Annotated in this window: 14 protein-coding genes and 1 pseudogene; 12 read left to right on the forward strand and 3 right to left on the reverse strand. The window is 56.3% G+C overall.

What is annotated here, in order from left to right:
* Positions 1 to 115: 115 nt before the first annotated feature.
* Both OCY70_RS09885 and OCY70_RS09890 read right to left on the reverse strand, forming a co-directional pair.
* Positions 116 to 1,105 (reverse strand): glycoside hydrolase family 130 protein, encoded by a 990-nt coding sequence (locus OCY70_RS09885; RefSeq protein ID WP_168180035.1) that lies wholly within the window; start codon positions 1,103 to 1,105, stop codon positions 116 to 118.
* 375 nt (positions 1,106 to 1,480) lie between these two features.
* Entirely contained in the window at positions 1,481 to 2,512 is a 1,032-nt protein-coding gene (locus OCY70_RS09890) for a LacI family DNA-binding transcriptional regulator (RefSeq protein ID WP_213427336.1), read from the reverse strand.
* 291 nt (positions 2,513 to 2,803) lie between these two features.
* On the opposite strand from OCY70_RS09890, the gene OCY70_RS09895 reads away from it, so the two are divergent.
* The 8 genes and pseudogenes from OCY70_RS09895 to OCY70_RS09930 all read left to right on the forward strand — a co-directional run bounded on the left by OCY70_RS09895 (position 2,804) and on the right by OCY70_RS09930 (position 11,792).
* A complete protein-coding gene (locus tag OCY70_RS09895; RefSeq protein ID WP_213427337.1) occupies positions 2,804 to 4,447 on the forward strand; it encodes an extracellular solute-binding protein in 1,644 nt (547 codons plus the stop codon).
* Positions 4,437 to 6,254, forward strand: a complete 1,818-nt coding sequence (locus OCY70_RS09900) for a cache domain-containing sensor histidine kinase (protein WP_213427338.1) — start codon at positions 4,437 to 4,439, stop codon at positions 6,252 to 6,254. The genes OCY70_RS09895 and OCY70_RS09900 overlap by 11 nt, the downstream gene beginning before the upstream one ends.
* Positions 6,255 to 6,419: 165 nt before the next feature.
* Complete coding sequence (locus OCY70_RS09905; RefSeq protein ID WP_261944822.1) at positions 6,420 to 7,448, forward strand: response regulator; 1,029 nt, start codon at positions 6,420 to 6,422, stop codon at positions 7,446 to 7,448.
* Between the two features lie 54 nt (positions 7,449 to 7,502).
* Positions 7,503 to 8,045 carry a helix-turn-helix transcriptional regulator gene (locus tag OCY70_RS09910; protein WP_261944823.1) on the forward strand — a complete coding sequence of 181 codons (543 nt, stop codon included), beginning with the start codon at positions 7,503 to 7,505 and terminating at the stop codon, positions 8,043 to 8,045.
* 221 nt (positions 8,046 to 8,266) lie between these two features.
* A complete protein-coding gene (locus OCY70_RS09915; protein WP_213427340.1) occupies positions 8,267 to 9,229 on the forward strand; it encodes an ABC transporter permease in 963 nt (320 codons plus the stop codon).
* 95 nt (positions 9,230 to 9,324) lie between these two features.
* Positions 9,325 to 10,245 (forward strand): annotated as a pseudogene (locus OCY70_RS09920) (carbohydrate ABC transporter permease).
* Positions 10,246 to 10,310: 65 nt separating this feature from the next.
* A complete protein-coding gene (locus OCY70_RS09925; RefSeq protein WP_249724777.1) occupies positions 10,311 to 11,075 on the forward strand; it encodes an extracellular solute-binding protein in 765 nt (254 codons plus the stop codon).
* A 54-nt stretch (positions 11,076 to 11,129) separates the two neighbouring features.
* On the forward strand, positions 11,130 to 11,792 hold the full coding sequence (locus OCY70_RS09930; RefSeq protein ID WP_249724779.1) for a hypothetical protein: 663 nt from the start codon (positions 11,130 to 11,132) through the stop codon (positions 11,790 to 11,792).
* Positions 11,793 to 11,908: 116 nt separating this feature from the next.
* Here the strand turns inward: OCY70_RS09930 and OCY70_RS09935 are convergent, their stop codons facing one another.
* On the reverse strand, positions 11,909 to 13,495 hold the full coding sequence (locus OCY70_RS09935; RefSeq protein ID WP_213427342.1) for an FAD-dependent oxidoreductase: 1,587 nt from the start codon (positions 13,493 to 13,495) through the stop codon (positions 11,909 to 11,911).
* Between the two features lie 270 nt (positions 13,496 to 13,765).
* On the opposite strand from OCY70_RS09935, the gene OCY70_RS09940 reads away from it, so the two are divergent.
* The 4 genes from OCY70_RS09940 (at position 13,766) to OCY70_RS09955 (ending at position 18,205) form a co-directional block, all read left to right on the forward strand.
* Entirely contained in the window at positions 13,766 to 15,901 is a 2,136-nt protein-coding gene (locus OCY70_RS09940; protein WP_213427343.1) for a right-handed parallel beta-helix repeat-containing protein, read from the forward strand.
* A 151-nt stretch (positions 15,902 to 16,052) separates the two neighbouring features.
* Positions 16,053 to 16,793, forward strand: a complete 741-nt coding sequence (locus OCY70_RS09945; RefSeq protein WP_249724782.1) for a YveK family protein — start codon at positions 16,053 to 16,055, stop codon at positions 16,791 to 16,793.
* Entirely contained in the window at positions 16,783 to 17,436 is a 654-nt protein-coding gene (locus OCY70_RS09950; RefSeq protein WP_213427345.1) for a CpsD/CapB family tyrosine-protein kinase, read from the forward strand. The genes OCY70_RS09945 and OCY70_RS09950 overlap by 11 nt, the downstream gene beginning before the upstream one ends.
* A gap of 124 nt (positions 17,437 to 17,560) precedes the next feature.
* Complete coding sequence (locus OCY70_RS09955; RefSeq protein ID WP_249724781.1) at positions 17,561 to 18,205, forward strand: nucleoside-diphosphate sugar epimerase/dehydratase; 645 nt, start codon at positions 17,561 to 17,563, stop codon at positions 18,203 to 18,205.
* The last annotated feature ends 158 nt before the right edge of the window (positions 18,206 to 18,363 follow it).

Consider the following 18,363-nt stretch of genomic DNA (forward strand, 5'->3'; position numbering starts at 1 on the left):
CCCCCGCATGACGATTGACGTCGCGCAGGGGGCGTGTTATAGGGGTTACAAAGAAAGCGGCAGAACCATAGGTTCAATTGCATCTTTGCGGTTGCAGTTGGTTATGGCTTCGCGATTACTCTACGCGGGAGTTGTTTTTCACGAAGTCGATGATTTCGTCTACATAACCGAAGGCAATTGCTGTTACTGTATCGGCTGCGCCGTAGTAAATCGCAATGCGGCCGGTAGCGGCATCCACGAGCGAAGCGCATGGGAATGCAACGTTCGGAACGTCGCCGACGCATTCGTACAGGGTGGATGGTTGCAGCAGGTATGGCTCGCTGCGGTACAGGACTTTCCATGGTTGCTCCAAGTCAAGCAGCGCGGCGCCGAATGCGTAGACGAAGCCGTTGCAGGAGTTGAGCACGCCGTGATAGATCATCAGCCAGCCTTCGCTTGTCTCGATTGGGATTGGGCCTGCGCCAATCTTCTTGCTCTGCCATCCGCCCATTGGCGCCATGACATGACGGTGATGTCCCCAGTGCTCCATATCCGGGCTCTCGCTGTAGAAGATATCGCCGAATGGAGTATGGCCCGTATCGGATGGACGGCTCAGCATGGCATATTTGCCGTTAATTTTGCGCGGGAACATAACCCCGTTGCGGTTGTATGGCAAGAACGCATTTTCAAGCTGATGGAATGTCTTGAAATCATATGTGTAAGCGACACCGATTGTCGGCCCGTGGTAAATGTTGCACCAAGTAACATAGAAGCGGTCTTCGATCCAGCATACGCGCGGGTCGTAGCCTTCGATGAAATTGCCGATCTCCGGATCGTCGCATTGGAACTTGATTGGTTCCGGGTTGATGTCCCAGTTCAGACCGTCTTTGCTGAAGCCGGCATGAAGCCGCATGTAACGGCATTTGTCATCGCAGCGGAAGACACCTGCGAACCCGCCTTCGAAAGGAACGACGGCGCTGTTGAAAATACTATTGGAATTAGGCAGCAAATCACGCGGGATGACCGGGTTGTTGCTGTAGCGCCACAACACCTCTTTATGGCCTGCTGGCCGCTCTTCCCACGGCATGTTCGGGATATCCGGACCGAGAATCTTCAATTGGCTCATGATGTGACTCCTCACTTTGCAAATAATGTCATGATGAAATATTGTACAGCGTGGATAGACATGCACCTTCAGGCCGGCGAAGCTCTCCAGCCCCTCCCTTACAGTCTGGGCAGGAAGGACCCATCATGGACCTGGGCGGTCACCACCTGCTGCCGGCGAATGCCGCTGCGCCGAAAAATGGCCCAGGACATAACGCCCTTTTCCTACATCCAGAGTAATCGAGACTTGGCATAATGTCAAGTTGATAATGTGCATTTTACATCTAAAATCCTACAAAACCATCTGATTTAACTTACATTTTAAAATGAATGTAAGTTTACATTTGAAAGCATGCAGGGAGAGAGGGGGCCAGTGCCGATCACTGGGGAGGCGGGCTTACGACTCCCGCCACATCATCTCGACGTCGAGCCGGATCATCTCGTGCGGCCGCTTCGGATGATCCATTCTCCATACGATCTGGTCGCCTGCCCGCATGCCCATTTCCTCCTTGGGGACATGCACGGTCGTCAGGGGCGGCTGCACCAGTATCGATTCCGCGATATTGTCGAAGCCGGTCAACGCGATATCGCCCGGAATGCTGAGCCCCGCTTGGCGTATAATCGTCATAATCTCAAGCGCGATAGCGTCGTTCACGCAGACGAAGGCAGTCGGCTTCCGCTTCATGGCGTGGAAGGCTTCCCGCAGCTCCGCCTCCGTGTAATAATGGCGCTGCATGCGGTTGATGATGCAGTACTCCTCATCCGCTTCCATCCCGTGCTCGCTCAAGGCGAGCTGGAAGCCTTCCCAGCGCTCGCGGTAGCTCAGGCACGAGCCGATATCTCCCACGAAGCCGATATTCCGGTGGCCCTGCTCGATAAGCTTGCTCGTCAGCTTATGCACGCTGTGCTTGTTGTCGGCCAGCAAAATATCGCATTTCAAATCGCCGGGCTTATAATCGGCATGGGTATCGATGAACAGGGATGCCGTTCCGGTAGATGCGATCATCTCATAGTATTCGCGGAGGAACGGCCCGATCGTGATGACCCCCGCCGGCTTCTGCTGGTGAAAGAGCCCCGGAAGGAGAAGCTGGCGCTCTTCCTCCATATCGACGATGGTCATCGTCAACGTGGAGCCGGCTTCCTTCAGCGTCGTATTCAGCCCCTTCAAGAAGGACATCCAATAAGGGTTGCCCATATAGTCCGAATGGGTCAGCAGAGCGACAAGCCGGTTCTCCGCGGCGTAACCCTCGGATGTGGCCAGCTCATGATGAATCTTCATATAACCGAGCTCGACCGCCTTTTGCAGGACGCGCCGCTTCGTGTCTTCGCGCAGACCGGGGTCGTTGTTCAGCGCCTTGGATACGGTGTTGCGGGACAGGCCCAAGGCGTCGGCGATATGCTGCTGAGTAACTTTCGTTTTATGTGACATGGGTTCATCGCTCCGATTCGTGGTGGTTGCTCCTAGTTTCGTACTCTAAAGTGTATAGTATCAGTATAATTTAACTTTACATTCTTGACAAATGTAAAGTTGCAAGTAGGGGGTAAGCGTTGAAGATGGATCATTTCCACCGGGCAGGCGGGCCGCTTGAAACGGTTGGCGGAAGAAGAGTAGAATAAGCTTTGGACAAGGGTCTATCAGAACATACATACTGATAGGCCCTTTTTGTATATATTGCGGCATGGAGCCGTGAACTTCAGCATCAGGGAAGGAGAGAGAGGAGTGCAGAAGTATAAGGGAACAACGATGGCAAAGAAATTGTTGAATGCGCTTACAACCATGGTAATGCCGATGTGCGCCAGATGGAGGTCCATCTTGGCCGCCGCGACATGCTGTTCGTTGGCGCTGTCGCTCGCCGGCTGCCATCCGTCCAACGTGGATTGGATAAAGTCCGAGCGGGATCGAACGGGTCCCTCAATCACGATCGTGCTGAACAGTCTCGGGATCAAGTTCCCCGAGCCGTGGACAGACAATGATAACCCGTATTTGTCGTATATCGAGGACGAGACGGGGCTCCAGGTGGAGGTCATTATCCCTCCGTGGCACCGGTACGAGGATCGGGTCGGCGTAATGATGATGTCGAGCCATACGCCTGATCTGATCAGCATTTCCGATCCGAATTGGGTCTCGCATTATGCGCGCAAGCAGATGCTGGCTCCGCTCGATCAATTAATTGAGCGGTATGCTCCGCAGCTCAAAGAACGGATTCCCGCCGAAGTGTGGGAGCAGGTATCTTTTAACGGCCAAGTATATGCCATTCCGAGTCTGAACGAAGCGAAGGGACTGGAAATGATGTACATCCGCAAAGATTGGCTGGACCGTCTTGGCCTCGCGCCGCCTAAGACGCTTGAGGAGATCGTCGCTGTGCTGCGGGCTTTTGCCGCATTCGATCCGGAGGGCAATGGCATTCGCAATCCATACGGCACCAGCTTTTTTGAGGATTTCGGGCGCTCCTCCCCGTGGTTCGGCGCATTCGGCGTGCAGTTGAATCAGTGGGTAGAGCGTGACGGCAAGCTCGTCTATTCCAATATTTTGCCGGAAATGAAAGACGCCCTCGCCTTCCTGCGCGGACTGGTGGCGGAGGGGCTCGTCGATCCGCTGTTCCCGATTCAGACGCAGCGGGGGCTGGAGCGGCAAGTGATCGACGGGCGGCTCGGGCTGTTCACCGGGACATGGTATGACACCCGCGGCGTCCTGGAGAAAAGCGCGGCGCGCGACCCGCAAGCGGAATGGATCACGCTCCCGTATCCGCAAGGACCCGGCGGGGCCGGCACGTACGGACTGCCGACGGTGCGTTCCTATCAAGTGATTCCGGCCGCGAGTCCGCATGCGGTCGAAGTGCTGCAGCTGTTGAATTTCATTGCCGGCGAGGGGAGGGACACGCTGAAGTTCGGCTTCGAAGGAGAAGTGTGGGCATGGAAGGATGGCAGGCGAGTGACGAACATGGGCATGCATAACCGGGATCATTACCGGGGCCTGTACGCCAATCTGGCCGATATTCCCGAGAGCGGGTACATCCGCAGCCGGCTGGATTCGCTGGGCTTGCATTATCGCCTGTACGATAACCTTCAGCATATTTCTCCACATGTGATGCCGAACGCTTTTCGGTCGCTTCCGACCCCGGCGATGACCCGCTATGCGCCGATGCTGGCGAAAAAGAACGATCGGCTGATCGAGATTGTGCTTGGCGAGCGGCCGCTGGATGATTTCGATGCGTACGCGGCCGAGTGGCTGGCCGAAGGCGGGGAAGAGATGTCGAACGAGGCGAATGCGTGGTATCAGTTCAGCCGGAATCAGGCGAAGCGCGAAGCGGTACGTGATGTATCCGGTCCTTTGCGGGAAGGGAGTGACCCCCATGCTCCGTGAGCTTTCTAATCGGTTCCGCCAACGCATTCAGTGGCGCTTGACCGTTTATTTCGTTCTCATTCTCGTTCCGCTGGCGCTTACCGGGTGGTTCTCGAATGAGCGCTCGCAGCAATTGCTGCTGTCCGAGACGACGGCGCGGACGGAGAGCGCAATGCAGGCACTGATGGACAATATCGAGCTCGTGCTGCAAAACGTAGAGGAAGTGTCGGCCATGCTGTCGACCGATCCGGAGATTATCGCGGCGCTGAATCAAGCCAATCGCATGCTGGGAGCGCGGGAGGTGATGGCCTTTGCCCGCATGAAGCGCCAGTTCTCCGATTTCCTGTCCATTCATCCGATGTTCTCCCAGATTGCCGTGTATCATGATCATTCCAATGCGGTCATCTCTACGGCGCATGGCGTACTGCCTGTCGATCGCGCGAATGAGCGCATCTGGCTGCGGCAGACGCTGAACGGGATGGGGACGGGCATTGTATTCATGCAGCCGGACGAACGCATCGGCGGAGGCAAGCCGTTCGGTCAAGTATTCGGTGTCGACAGTCTGGCCGTGGTGCGATCGATGGATATTTATAATCTGGATCGGGAACGGCATGCGCTCATTATTAGCCTGAATACGGCGCGTTTGCAGCAATATATCCGCTCTCTTCTGCCCTCGGCCCAGTCCGAGCTGCATCTGTATACGGCCGATGGGAAATGGGTCGCGGGGACAGGCAGGCAGCCCGAATCGCTTGACAGCTACGCCACGCATGCCGAGGAGGGCGATCAAGTGCTGATCCGCGCGGTATCGCCCTATTACGGCTGGACTCTGACGCTGGCTCAGCCCAAAAGCGAAATCTTCGCGCAATCCTACAAGCTGGAGCATTATGCCGTCTTCATCATCGCGCTCAGCATTGTGCTTGCGGTTCTTATGGCTTTCAGCATTTATACCGGCATCGCCGCGCCGCTGCGGAAGCTTGCCCGCGGCATGCGGGCGATAACCGGCGGCAATCTGGACGTGCGGCTCGAATCGGATCGGCGGGACGAGTTCGGCATTGTGACGGATCTGTTCAATCAGATGGCCTCGAAGCAGCAGCATCTCATTCGGGACCATTATGAGCAGAGTCTGAGGCTGGCCAATACCGAATTGAAGCTGCTCCAGTCGCAGATTCATCCCCATTTCCTCTACAACACGTTGGACTCTATCTATTGGATGGCGCAGCAATCCGAGGCGGAGGATATCGCGGAGATGGTCCTGAATCTGTCCCGCTTTTTCCGGCTCAGCCTCAGCAAGGGCAAGGATGTGCTCACCGTCAAGGAAAGCCTGGAGCATCTGCATGTGTATATCCGCATTCAGCAGTTGCGGTTCATGGATCAATTCCGGGTCGAGTACGACATCGACCCGCAGACGGAGCCGCTGCCCATCGTCAAGCTGCTCGTGCAGCCCATCGTCGAGAACGCGATTATCCACGGCGTGGAGAAATCGGGGCGGGAGGCGGTGCTGCGCGTAGCGACGCGGCTGGAGGACAGCGGAACGCGGCCAGCGCTGGTCATCGCGGTAACCGACTCGGGCGCGGGAATGACGGCCGCGGCGGGGGAGCGGCTGCAGCGGGAGCTGTCGGAGGTGCTGCGGCAGCCCGATCGGCATCAGGCGCAGCCGGATGGGCACGCGGGCGCGGGCTACGGGTTAAGGAATGTCGCGGCACGCATGCGCCTGAATTACGGCCCGCAAGCCGACATCCGCGTAGACAGCGTTCCTGGAGAGGGCACGTCTGTCACGCTCGTCCTGCCGCTGGGAGCGCCGAACGAGACGGCGCTGCGCACGGGATAAGGCTTGCTGCCAGGACGATGGACCTGGGGTAAGAAATGGCGCCGAAATCTTCGGCAAGGTGTTTTACTGGAAAGGCGTTCTAAAGGTTGCAATGACTTTTCACCTGAACGGTGGGGATTATCATTTATGATTTGGATTTTTGGGAAGAGGTCAGGAGGGAGCGGCATGAATTTGTTAATCATCGAGGATGAACCGCGGCTTCGCCACAGCTTGACGGAGTTGATGCCATGGGAGCAGGCCGGCATAACCGGGGTGACGGCGGCCGCGACGGCGGAGGAAGGCAGGCGGTGGCTGCAAGTGAAGCGTCCAGACATTTTGCTCGTCGATATTCAGCTGCCGGACGGGAACGGCCTTGATCTGGCGCGGCAGGCGATGGTCTGGAATGCCGAGGTGAAGGCCATTATTTTGAGCGGCCATGATCACTTCCCGTATGCACAGGAGGCGCTCGCCCTGGGCGTCAAGCAATATTTGCTCAAGCCGGCGGGCCAGGATGCGATAATGACGGCGGTCGCGGAGGCGGTCGCGGAACGCCGCCTGGAGATTCAGCGCAAGCATGACTATGCTTCGCTGCGCCAGCAATGGCAGGCCCATCTGCCGGCGCTGCAGCAGCGCACGCTGCGCCTGGGCCTGGAGGGCGGCCTGCCTGCCGAGGCCTTCCGCCTGCGGATGGCGGAGTTGGGCATCGCGCTCCCTGCGGACGAGCGCTATGCGGTAATGGTGATGGAGCCCGATCCCGTGCCTCCTGAGCGGGCGCAGGCATTCGGGGAAGATCCCGCGTTGATCCACTTTGCCGTCGGCCAGGTGGCCGAAGAGACGCTCCGCTCGATGGGAGCCCGCTCGGCCTTGATCTGCCGCGATGTCGATAAGCCGATCGCCATTCTGTTCCGGCATGCTCCCGGCGATGGCGGCACGGCGGACGGGGACGCGGTCATCGCCATCCATGCGATGGCGGGCGCGATGCTGGAGCATATCAAGACATCGCTCAAGCTGACGGCCAGCGCCGGCATCAGCTCGGCGCATGGAGGGCTGGAGGATGCGCCCCGCCTGTACAAGGAGGCGATGTTCGCGCTGGGCCAGCGGCTCGTGCACGGGGGCGACCTCGTCATCCCGTATCGCGAAGACGGGTTCGCTTCGCTGCCGGATGCGGCGGCCGTCCAGAGCGAGCGCTGGATGCGGGAGCTGGATATCGCCTAGAGCACCGGCGACGAGCGGCAGGCGTCAGCGGCGGCGGAGGCCTGGATCGGCGAGGTGTGCGCCATCGAGCAGGCCGAGGCGGTCAAAGAGCAGATGCTGCTGCTGCAGTCGTGGATCGTCACGTGGATGCACAAGCAGGGATGGTCGCTGCATGAGGTGATGCAGGAGGACGCGGAATCATTCCACCATGCGTCGGAGCTGCGCACGAAGCAGGAATGGAGCGAATGGATGCGGAGCGTGATTCGGCGCATTAGCGCGCAAGCCTGCCTGGTCAGGCGGCGCGGCGGCAATCGGCTCGTGGCGGAAGTGAAGGAGCTGATCGAGCGGGAGCTTCAGGGCGAGCTGTCGCTGCAAGGGGTGGCGGACCGGCTGTTCATTAACGCCTCTTATTTGAGCCGGCTGTTCAAGCAGGAGATGGAGCAGCCGTTCTCGGCCTATGTGCTGGAGCGCCGCATGGAACGGGCCAAGGAGGCGCTCTTCCAGGGGAAACGGGTGTATGATGCCGCTCAAGCCGCGGGCTTCCGCGATGTCAGTTATTTTACGAAGGTGTTCCGAAAATATTGGGGCGTCACGCCGAGCGAATGGAAGCGGGGCTAGCGGGGGGAAGCCGAAGGGACAGGAGTTCCGCCTACATAGCATCCGCCGATTCGTGGCCGCAGATCCCGAATGCTGCCCGCGCTGAACGGGCCATAGCCATCAATTTACCAGAAGAAGTCATGGCTTTCCCGTTCTCCGGATGGCTGCCGTCCCTTACGCTAGTAATACAGCAATACATCACAGCTCTACGGGGTACGGGCCGCAAGGAAGGAGGGAGGCCAATGGAGATAAGACACGCGGATATCGCCGCCGCTCCGCGTCCGCAGAGGAAGCGTTACTGGCGCAAGCTGGGGAGCGACGTGCGCAAGGACTGGGACTTGTATATCGCGCTTTTGCCGGGCATCGCCTTTTTGCTCTTGTTCAAGTACACCCCGATGTACGGCGTCGTTATCGCCTTTCAGGATTTCAACATTTTCAGCGGCATCGCCGACAGCCCGTGGGTCGGGCTGCAGCATTTCGAGCGGCTGTTCCAGTCGCCGAAATTCGCGCAGGTGTTCTGGAATACGCTCATCATCTCGGTGATGAAGATCGTGATGCTGTTTCCGCTTCCGATTGTGCTGGCCATCCTGCTGAACGAGCTGACCAAAATGTGGTTCAAACGCCCGGTGCAGACGATTATTTACATGCCTCACTTCCTGTCCTGGGTTATCGTCAGCGGCATGTTCATGGATCTGCTGTCCATCAACGGAGGGCTTGTCAACCGGATGATTGAATGGTTCGGCGGAGAGCCGATCAAATTTTTCCTCGACAACGGCGTCTTCCGCTGGCTGCTCGTCGGCACGGCCGGCTGGAAGGAGGCGGGCTGGGGCACGATCGTCTATTTGGCGGCGCTGAGCTCCATCGATCCGCAGTTGTACGAGGCAGCCAAAATCGACGGGGCGAACAAGTTCCGCCAAATCTGGCATATTACGCTTCCGGGTCTGGTCCCGGTCATTTTGCTGATGTTCATCCTGCGGCTTGGCCATATGCTGGAGGCCGGCACCGAGCAGATTCTCGTGATGTACAATCCGGTCGTCTATAATGTCTCGGATGTCATCGGAACGTATGTGTACCGCACCGGGCTCGGCGAACAAAATTACAGCTTCTCGGCCGCGGTAGGACTGTTCGACTCCATTGTCGGCTTCATTCTGATCATCAGCGGGAATTACCTCAGCCGGCGCCTGCTCAACCGCGGCATCTGGTAGAGGGCGACGCTGGCGGACGGTGCGGTTGAACGCCCGGGCGCGTCAGAACGGACGGCAGCCGCAGCGGGACGACAGCTGAAGAAAGGAGGACTGGCATGAAAACCGGGCGAAAGACGAAAGGGGTGCGGACGGCGATCCGCATGTCGGCTGGGGAGCGCATCTTCCAGGCGCTGAACTATCTCTTTTTTGCCATCGTGTCCTGGACGACGCTGTTCCCGTTCCTCAACCTGCTCGCCAAATCGCTGAGCGGCGAAGAGGCCGTGGTGTCGGGACGGGTGTCGTTGTTCCCGGCCGATATTCAATTCGGCACGTATGCGTACGTATTAAGCGACGCCAAATTCATGAACGCCTTCATGGTATCCGTTATCATCACGGTGGCGGGGACCGCCCTGGGGCTCGTCATGACGGCGATGGCCGCCTATCCTCTGTCCAAGCCGCGGCTGCGCGGACGGAAGTTTTTCATTCTCATGTACGTGTTCACGATGCTGTTCAGCGGCGGCCTCATTCCGACGTATCTGCTTATGCACCGGCTTAACCTCATCGATACGCTATGGGTGCTTTTTCTGCCGAGCATGATCAGCGTGTTCAATATGTTAATCATTAAAAATTACTTCGAATCGCTTCCCGACGAACTGGAAGAGTCGGCCAAGATGGACGGGGCATCGAATCTGACGATCTTGTTCCGCATTACCGTTCCCTTGTCCTTGCCGGTGTTCGCCACGATTGCGCTCTTCTATGCGGTCGGCTTCTGGAACGATTATTTCGCTTCCATGATTTATATCAACTCTCCGGATTTGAAACCGCTTCAGTTGTATTTGAAGGAACTGTTGATTCACTCCAACATCACCTATCAGGATGGATGACATGTGCCGATTATCGATGCCGTCATGAACTCGACGCCGCAGGCGATTCAAGCCGCTTCGATTCTGGTCGCGACCCTGCCGATCCTGCTCGTCTATCCATTTCTGCAGAAGTACTTCGTGAAAGGGGTGTTAATTGGCTCTGTTAAAGGTTAATCGCGTTAATGAAGGTCTAGGCACGTATGCGTGCGCAAAAGAACAAAAAGAACGGGGGAATGTTCATGCGGCGTCAACGGATTTGGATTTCGGTCGTGGCGATCATCACCGTATTGTCGCTTATCGGCTGCAGCGGCGCCAAGTCGGGCCAAGGGGCTGAAGGAGGGGAAGGGGACAGCAAGCAGCTCCGCCAGCTGATGCCGTTCGATCGGTTCGAGCCGAACGGGGATGCGGTCGCCCAGTATTTGAAGGAGAAGACCGGCTATACGGTCAAATACGAAATGCTGCCGGCGGAGAATGCCGACGAGAAGCTGAACCTGCTCATGGCGAACAAGGAGCCTTACGATATCTTGAAGCTGGAGCCTGCGCAATACTACCAGCTCGTCTCCTCCGGAGCGCTGGAGCCGCTCGACGATCTGATCGAGAAGTACGGCACGAACATGAAGCAGGTGATCGGGCCGGATTCGTGGGTCAGCGCCCGCTATGAAGGCAAAACGTACGCCATCCCGGAGACCGGCGGCGGCAACGGCTCGGCATCGTATGCGCTCGTCGTGCGCAAGGATTGGCTCGACGAGCTGAATCTGGAGGTCCCGACCAATCTTGACGAGCTCGTCACGGTGCTGAAGGCGTTCAAGGAGAAGAAGAATGTCATCCCGCTGACGGGCGGCAAAATCCCCGTCCATCCGGACATCGCCAGCGTGTTCGGCTTGACGACGGCTTGGCTCGAACGGGACGGCAAAATCATTCATTCCGTCGAAGCGCCGGAGATGAAGGAGTACTTGGAGTTCATGAGCAAGCTGTACCAAGAGGGGCTGATCGACTCGGAATAGGGCATCAATACGGCGGACAAATCCATCGAGAAGATGGCGAGCGGGAAGGCGGCCATGTACAGCCCGGGATGGTGGGTCGCTCCGAATCTCGTGAATGCCCTGGCCAAAAACTTCCCGGACGCGAAGCTGGAGATCGTGCCCGTGTTGAAGGATAAAGCGGGCGTGGCCCGGGTAGGCTCGGCTGGCAATACGACCAACTATTATATCGCGGTGCCGAAATTTTCGAAGCATAAGGAAGAAGCGATCAAGTGGCTCGATCTGAAGTTCGATAAGGATATTTTCAAAGGCATTGCCATCGGCGAAGAAGGGATTCATCACAAGTTCGAGAACGGGGTGTACACGCCGATTATGCCGAAGTTCGCGGACGAGCGCAGCAATGCGAGCGCCTTCCTGACGGGCGTGGACGAGAAAAATTATCCGACGTATTGGCAGGCTCGGCTCAAGAAAAATCCGGTCGTGGAAAGCTATTACGCCACCTTCCAGAAAAATGCGGAAGGCCTGATTATAGTCGATCCGATGAGCTCGGCGCCGCCGATTCCGGACATCTCCAAAAACCTGCAGCGGCTGAATAAATTCCAGGAGGACACGTTCATCAACTTCATCAGCGGGGCGGAGCCGCTGGACAATTATGACCAATTCCTCGCGGAATGGCGCGCCCAGGGCGGCGAAGCGATGGTGAACGCCGCCAACGAATGGTATGCTTCCAAGGGCGGCTGAGTAATGCATTTGCGAATAAACGGCATTATCGAGACTGCGCCGCCTGGCGGCTGCAGTCTCTTTTTAATAGCGGCATGCAGCGGAGATTGTACATATTCGTTGCCAGCCCTTAGGGTCTAGACGGGGTAAATAGACGGCCACTCCAGCTCAACCCCGAGCTGCTGCAGTTGGCGCTGGTAGGCCGCCAGATGATCCGGGCCGCTTCGCACCGCGCGCGGCGCAATCCCGTGGTCAAGGGCGTACGCCGCCAGCGCGCCGGCCGCTTCCCCGATGTTCCACTCCGCCGGATGCAGGCGGTAGCAGCCGTTGGTGATATGGGTGGTGCCGATGTTCTTGCATGCCGGCAGCAGATTGTCCATGCGGACCGGCAGGAGGCTGCCCAGTGGAATCTGGAACGGGAGGGACGATATGTCGATATAATTGTTCCCGCCCGTCGAAGGATGAAGATCGATGCGGTAGCAGCCGATGCCGACCGAGTCCGCGAACGGTTCGGCCGGGCGGCCCGCGCGGTATTCGGTGGAGACATGCTGCTCCAGGACGGTGAACTCGGCCCGGATGCGTCTCGATTCCCGAATATACGGATACATCGCCATGCCGTCCGCCGTGCCCGCGATATCGTGCCGCAGCCGCAAGCCCGGATAACCGCAGCCGCCGTCGCTCCGCGGCGCTTCCGTCTGCAGCCAGTACAGCAGCGACAGGCTGAGCTGCTTCGCATCCTGCAGATGGCGTTCGCGTTCTGTCTCGCTGACATCGATGACGGAGCCGAGCCAATAGTCGTTCTCCGGCCAATTCACGATCGTGACCGGTTTGGGAACGGTGCCGGACGCCGGATCATACAGGGCCGGATCGCTGATCTGGCGGTAATGGAACAGCGGGAAGGCTCCAGGCTCGTGAAAGAGCGAATATCGCACCGGCTTCAAGGTGGCCGGTTGAACGCCGGTCCAGCTCAGCAGGCGATCGGGCCAGAACGATGGCTGATACTGGCGCCAGAATTCGTAGCGCTCCGGCTTCTCGATCGTATGGTCTTCGCCTTCGGCGTACTCGGCGGCGAAGCAGTACGTAATGCCCTGCATATTTTGCGGCTCGGCCGGCCCGGGAACGGCATGCGGTTCCCCGGTCTCGCGCTGCGACTCCGCGCCAGTGACGTATTCGGTCCCGGACAGGGCAAGCAGATCGCCGCATTCGGTCGCGTCGAGAAAATAGGCCCCCGTGCAAACATACTCATTGCCCTGAGCAGCCCGCACCGTAACGGCGCGAATGCGGTCGCCCTCGACCTCCGCGCCGATCGGGCGGCAGCCGGTGAGGATGGCCAGACGCCCGCTGTGCACATACGGGAACAGCATCGCTTCCAGCACATGCAGCGCGACGCGCGGATCGTGACAGAGGCGGCTTACGATGCCGTTTCCGGGATTCAGCCGCTCGTCGGAACGCGCCCTCGCGTTCAGCGGCAAGTGATCCCGGTAGTACCGTCTGACCGCATGGCGGAACTGGCGGTAGGTAACCGTGCATCCGAATTGCTCAATCCAGGGATGCTCGTCCGGGGGGACGAGCTGGCTGGTCAACTGGCCGCCGATGCGGGCGGTCTCTTCCGTCAGCAGCACGGTCTTGCCCAAGCGGCAGGCGGCGAGCGCCGCGGCGCATCCTCCCATGCCGCCGCCGATGATGACGAGATCGGCTTTCCGTTCAAGCTGTCGCTGTGTCATTCGATGTCCTCCCTCGTGTCCTGATTTCCATACATTGCCTATCCTCAGTATAGAGAGTTTCACGGCGAAGGAATATAGACTTTCGTTGCTATTAATGGTAAATGGAATACGTTTCTGTTGTCTCCTCGCATCATCGCACGGTTATCCGTATGGTCAGCGGTTGAGTTTCAGCGATTGAATATATTGAACGAATGCAGGTTGGATGAAACTATTTCTTTGCAGGAAAATATGGTAATCTTGGTGGTGATTATGATGTAAAGGGAGGATTTTATGTACAAACCCGGAACGATGGCACTGCTGCTGTTGTTATTATGCTCTGGTGTGCTCTATGAACAGCCGGTGTCCGCCAAAGCGGAAGAGGCTCGGAAGAGTGCGGTGCAGCCGGTGCATCGCATTGATCTGGCAAGATGGGGAATTCGCAACGATGGAACGCAGCCGGCACAGGCGACAAAGGGGATTAACGATGCGCTGGCATGGGCTGGCAAAGCGGGCATAACGGCCGTTTCGCTGCCTCCAGGAACGTACGCTATCGATAAAAACAGCCGGATCAACATGGTCAGCAACATGACTTTTCAACTTACGCCTGATGTTATTTTACAGAAGGAGCCCAATGATAAAGAAAGATATGATTTGATGTATATTGGGTACGGTGTTCACGATGTGACGCTGATCGGCGGGACATATCAAGGCGACAAAGACATGCATGATTACTCCAAAAAGGATCATCCGGATAGTAAAGGGACACATGAAGGGGGGTATGGCATCCTGCTAGAAGGGGCCGAGCGCGTAACGATCGATGGGGTAAAAGCGGTTAACTTCACGGGAGACGGGCTTATGCTGAGTGCTCACGGAACCAATACCGGGGTGCTGGACGCCAAATCCTTTGTTAGGGGCGGCATCGACAGCAAAGGCAAGCCGATCAGCGATTTGACAAAAATCAGAACCAAATCGCTGAAATCCCTCTCCCATGAAATCTTTCGGAAGGAAGGTTATTTTGAACTGGCCAATTTCCGTGGATTACCCCCAAACTTTGACATCTATTTCTATGAGACCAGCGGGGGCTTTTTGGAAAAGCGCTCGGCAAAGATGAGAGAGAACATGGTCATTCCCCAAGGAGCCGCCTTTTATCATGTCGTGTTTCATCAACCATCCGCGGCCGATGCTTATTTACAGGTGTGGAACCGGGTTCCCACGTCGGATTCCGTTGTCAAAAACTCCGAATTTGCCTTCAATCGAAGACAGGGCATTACGGTGGGCGGAACCCGAAACGTAACCATTATGGATAATATTCTGCATGATATGAAAGGAACGGCTCCTCAATCAGGGATTGATGTGGAGGGGGGCTTTTTCGAGAATGGAAACTGGAACTCGGACGTCACGATCAAGCGAAACCGTTTCTACAACAACGCCGCTTATGATCTTATTTTGTACGATGGGCAAGGGGCCCATGTCGAGGACAATTACTTTGGTTCCACAAACAAGTTCGGTCTTGCCGTCTCTGCTCCTTTTGCGGACGCGGTCATGGTCAACAATCATTTTGACGGCTCCAAGATTGTGGCGGAGAATGACGCCGTATTTACAGGGAACAAGATGAACGATTCCGTTGCCAGTTTTCTGGGGCCGAACATTCAGGTGAACGGCATGACGCTGACGGATGCGGTATTCCGGGTGGATGGCAAGGAGAAATTCGGGGTGAAGGTGTCCGAACTTACGATTTACAATAACAAGAAGAGGGAATCCGGGTTGATCGTTAACGGCATGCCCAGTGAGTTCAGGAACGTGAAAATCATCGGGGAGTCCACCCTCCGGGTGCTGACCGGCAACGCCCCGGGAGGCAGTGTGTTTCATAATCTGCAGGTGCTCGACTATAATTCCACGTACGGCTTGAGCCTGCCCCCTGGAACGTACACCGATTGCCGGTTCGAGACGGCCGACACCGGAACGTTGGGAGCGGTCTTCATCAATACAGCCGGGAAATACGTGTTTGACAACTGCACCTTTCTCTCCGCTTCTATGGCAACGAATAATGTGATAGCCAACCATAAAGAGCTCGATTTGTCCATTAAAAATTCAATCTTCGAGGTTCAGGGAAATGCCCCGGCGATCCGTGTCCAGGCCGTCAAAAAATTTGTGTTCGAAAATAACCTGGTCAACGCCTTTTATTTGGATAACACCGATATTGAATTGATCAAGATCAATGATTATAGCAAACGCCAATTGAAAGCGCCTGTGCGGAGCGCGGCGATTCGGGGGAACACCATTCGGAGCAACAGGCCGGCCGCGGGAATATCGACAATCAACGCAGGGATCGGAGCTCCCGTGTATACGGTGGAAAATAATACCCTTCATACCGCGAAACTGGCTTTAAAACCGAACGATAAATCGCGGAACAATCAGGTTGAATAAATGCTGGATGCTGTGCTGCAGTCTATTTAAGGATCGGATTTTGTCACAAGTAAGGAATTGTTTATTATTGACATGTTCTCTATTGAGAACTAAAATAGTTAATATCGTTCTTAATAAAGTTAAATCCGTGATTAGGCAGGTGAACTTCGTGATGAACGATGAATCATTCACATCCGACGGCAAGATGGCGGTCAGAGAAATTAACTTGAAGGAAACATACGGTGTCCTTCAACGGCGATGGTGGATCATTCTCGTATCTATCATCATTTGCGGCGTGTTGGGCGGTCTTTATGTTTCCAGACCGAAGCCGGACGTGTATGCATCTTCAGCACGTATTATCCTGTCTTCCAGTGAAATAAACATGAGAGGGACTATGCTGGTCATGATCCGTGAACCGGTCGTGATGGAGCGCGTGATCAAGGAATTGGGGTTGAAGCAGTCGCCCGAAAGCTTGCGAAAACAGATCTCCGTAACCAGCGTCGATAACTCATTCGTTACGCTGGTTACGGCTTACCATGAACATCCCGGGCTGGCTGCTCACATCTCGAATGCGGTTGTCGAGGCTTTTAAACAGGTAGCAGCCGAAAGTTTAAAGTTTCATGGCGTGATCCTGCTAAGCGGCGCCAAGGAGGAGCCCAACCCCGTTCCCGTGAATAAGCCGAGCTATGCAGGGCTGTATATTGCCCTGCTTGCAGGGGCCATTGCAGGCGTGGGCCTTATCTTTGTGATGGATTCGCTGGACGGCTCCATACGTTCGGCGCGCGAATTGGAGAGATTGCTGGAATTGCCGGTACTGGGGCAAATGGATTATGTGCGCAAAAGGGAGATCCTTCGCACGATGAAGAGCGAGACCATAGGTCATGGGGGAAGTGGTGAATCCCTTGGCACATAAGCAGAATCGTTCCAACCCTATACTGGTGGATTACAGCACGATAACTTATCATCATGCCTCTTCAACCCAAGCGGACCAATATCGCGTTCTGCGCAACAATATTCGATTTGCTGTTACGGACGCTCCGTTTGCTTCGGTGGCGGTTACCTCGCCCCGGCCGGGAAACGGGACGACGACGGTGGCCGTCAATCTCTCCATTGCTTTCGCCCAGCGCGGCGATCGGGTGTTGTTGATTGATGCCAATGTTCGGCGTCCGGCCATTCACCGGATTCTGAATGTGAAGGCAAGCCCGGGGCTGGCAGAGGCTGTGGGACAGCGGGCGGTTATTCAGGAAGTGATCCAAGAGACTCCGATCGAGAACCTGTGTGTGATATCCAGCGGCTCAGCGGTTACGGAGCTGCTGGATTTATGCGATTCATCGTTCATGGACCAGCTTGAGCTGACACAGGATTTTGATATCGTTCTGGTGGATTGCCCGTCCGTGCTGTCGGCCAGTGAGGCCAGTGTGCTGGCCAGCGGATGCAGGGCGGCCTTGCTCGTGATTGAGAACGGCAGGACGTCCGCCGAGGATGCTCTTGAGGCCAAGAGGCTGCTGGAGTTTGGACATGCCCGAATTGCGGGCACGTTTTTCAATAAAAAGTGACCAGATACATGGTAACAGCGGGTTCTGCAAATCGTTTTGTTCGTTATTAAGAACGGATTGGCAGAATGTTCTGCTGAATGAAGGCAGGACGCATAAGAACAATGGGGAAGGGGGAGTGAACGCATTGACTTACAAGCAAAGGCTTTCGCTGCTCGCCATGCTGGATTCGCTTATCGTCCTGTTATCGATTTACATCAGTTATTTTCTCGTGTCCGCGAACGTCATGGTATTCGCGGACCCGTTGATCGTAACTTCTTCCGTCGCGCTGCTGCTTGGATATCATCTGTTTGCTTTTGTGTACAACTTGTACAAGAACGCGTGGGAATACGCCAGCAAAGGTGAGCTGATCGGCATCGTCAAAGCGGTAACGCTGTCTATAGTAACGGGTGTAGCGGTTCAATACATGGCTGTTCAGGAATTTCATGTGCGGTTAATGGCTGTGACCTGGATGATCCTGATGATCCTGATTGGGGGTTCGCGGTTTTGCTGGCGCTTAATGCGCAATGTTACCCGCAAGCAGGAGCAGCGAAGCCTGTACAAACGCACCCTGATCGTGGGCGCCGGCTCGACGGGAACGATGGTGGCAAGGCAGTTGCTCCATTCCCCGGATCAGGATATGAGGCCGGTGGCTTTTGTAGACGATAATCCGCACAAACATGGCTTGGACGTGTTGGGGGTTCCCGTCGTTGGCGGCACGCGTGCCATCGAGCAGGTTGCCAGAGACTACCAGATTGAACTTATTGTCATCGCCATCCCTTCCCTCGTATAGTATTTCCTGAAGGCAGTTTTGAGTCTTTTTCCAGTCCTTTATAGAAACATAGAATGCCTTCAAAATTTCCAGCTTGCACATTGAAAATTAATATGGGGACTGGACTTTCCGGAATGTCTCTGGACAATGGAACTTAGGGTTCCATTCGGGGAAATTCG

The sequence above is a fragment of the Paenibacillus melissococcoides genome (assembly GCA_944800085.1).
Taxonomy (GTDB): Bacteria; Bacillota; Bacilli; order Paenibacillales; family Paenibacillaceae; genus Paenibacillus_B; species Paenibacillus_B melissococcoides.

What these genes read in the sequence shown, in the direction of transcription:
- OCY70_RS09885 (WP_168180035.1), bottom strand. Translation starts at nt 1,105, where the DNA reads ATGAGCCAATTGAAGATTCTCGGTCCGGATATCCCGAACATGCCGTGG.
- OCY70_RS09890 (WP_213427336.1), bottom strand. Translation starts at nt 2,512, where the DNA reads ATGTCACATAAAACGAAAGTTACTCAGCAGCATATCGCCGACGCCTTG.
- OCY70_RS09900 (WP_213427338.1), top strand. Translation starts at nt 4,437, where the DNA reads ATGCTCCGTGAGCTTTCTAATCGGTTCCGCCAACGCATTCAGTGGCGC.
- OCY70_RS09905 (WP_261944822.1), top strand. Translation starts at nt 6,420, where the DNA reads ATGAATTTGTTAATCATCGAGGATGAACCGCGGCTTCGCCACAGCTTG.
- OCY70_RS09915 (WP_213427340.1), top strand. Translation starts at nt 8,267, where the DNA reads ATGGAGATAAGACACGCGGATATCGCCGCCGCTCCGCGTCCGCAGAGG.
- OCY70_RS09925 (WP_249724777.1), top strand. Translation starts at nt 10,311, where the DNA reads ATGCGGCGTCAACGGATTTGGATTTCGGTCGTGGCGATCATCACCGTA.
- OCY70_RS09930 (WP_249724779.1), top strand. Translation starts at nt 11,130, where the DNA reads ATGTACAGCCCGGGATGGTGGGTCGCTCCGAATCTCGTGAATGCCCTG.
- OCY70_RS09935 (WP_213427342.1), bottom strand. Translation starts at nt 13,495, where the DNA reads ATGACACAGCGACAGCTTGAACGGAAAGCCGATCTCGTCATCATCGGC.
- OCY70_RS09940 (WP_213427343.1), top strand. Translation starts at nt 13,766, where the DNA reads ATGTACAAACCCGGAACGATGGCACTGCTGCTGTTGTTATTATGCTCT.
- OCY70_RS09945 (WP_249724782.1), top strand. Translation starts at nt 16,053, where the DNA reads ATGAACGATGAATCATTCACATCCGACGGCAAGATGGCGGTCAGAGAA.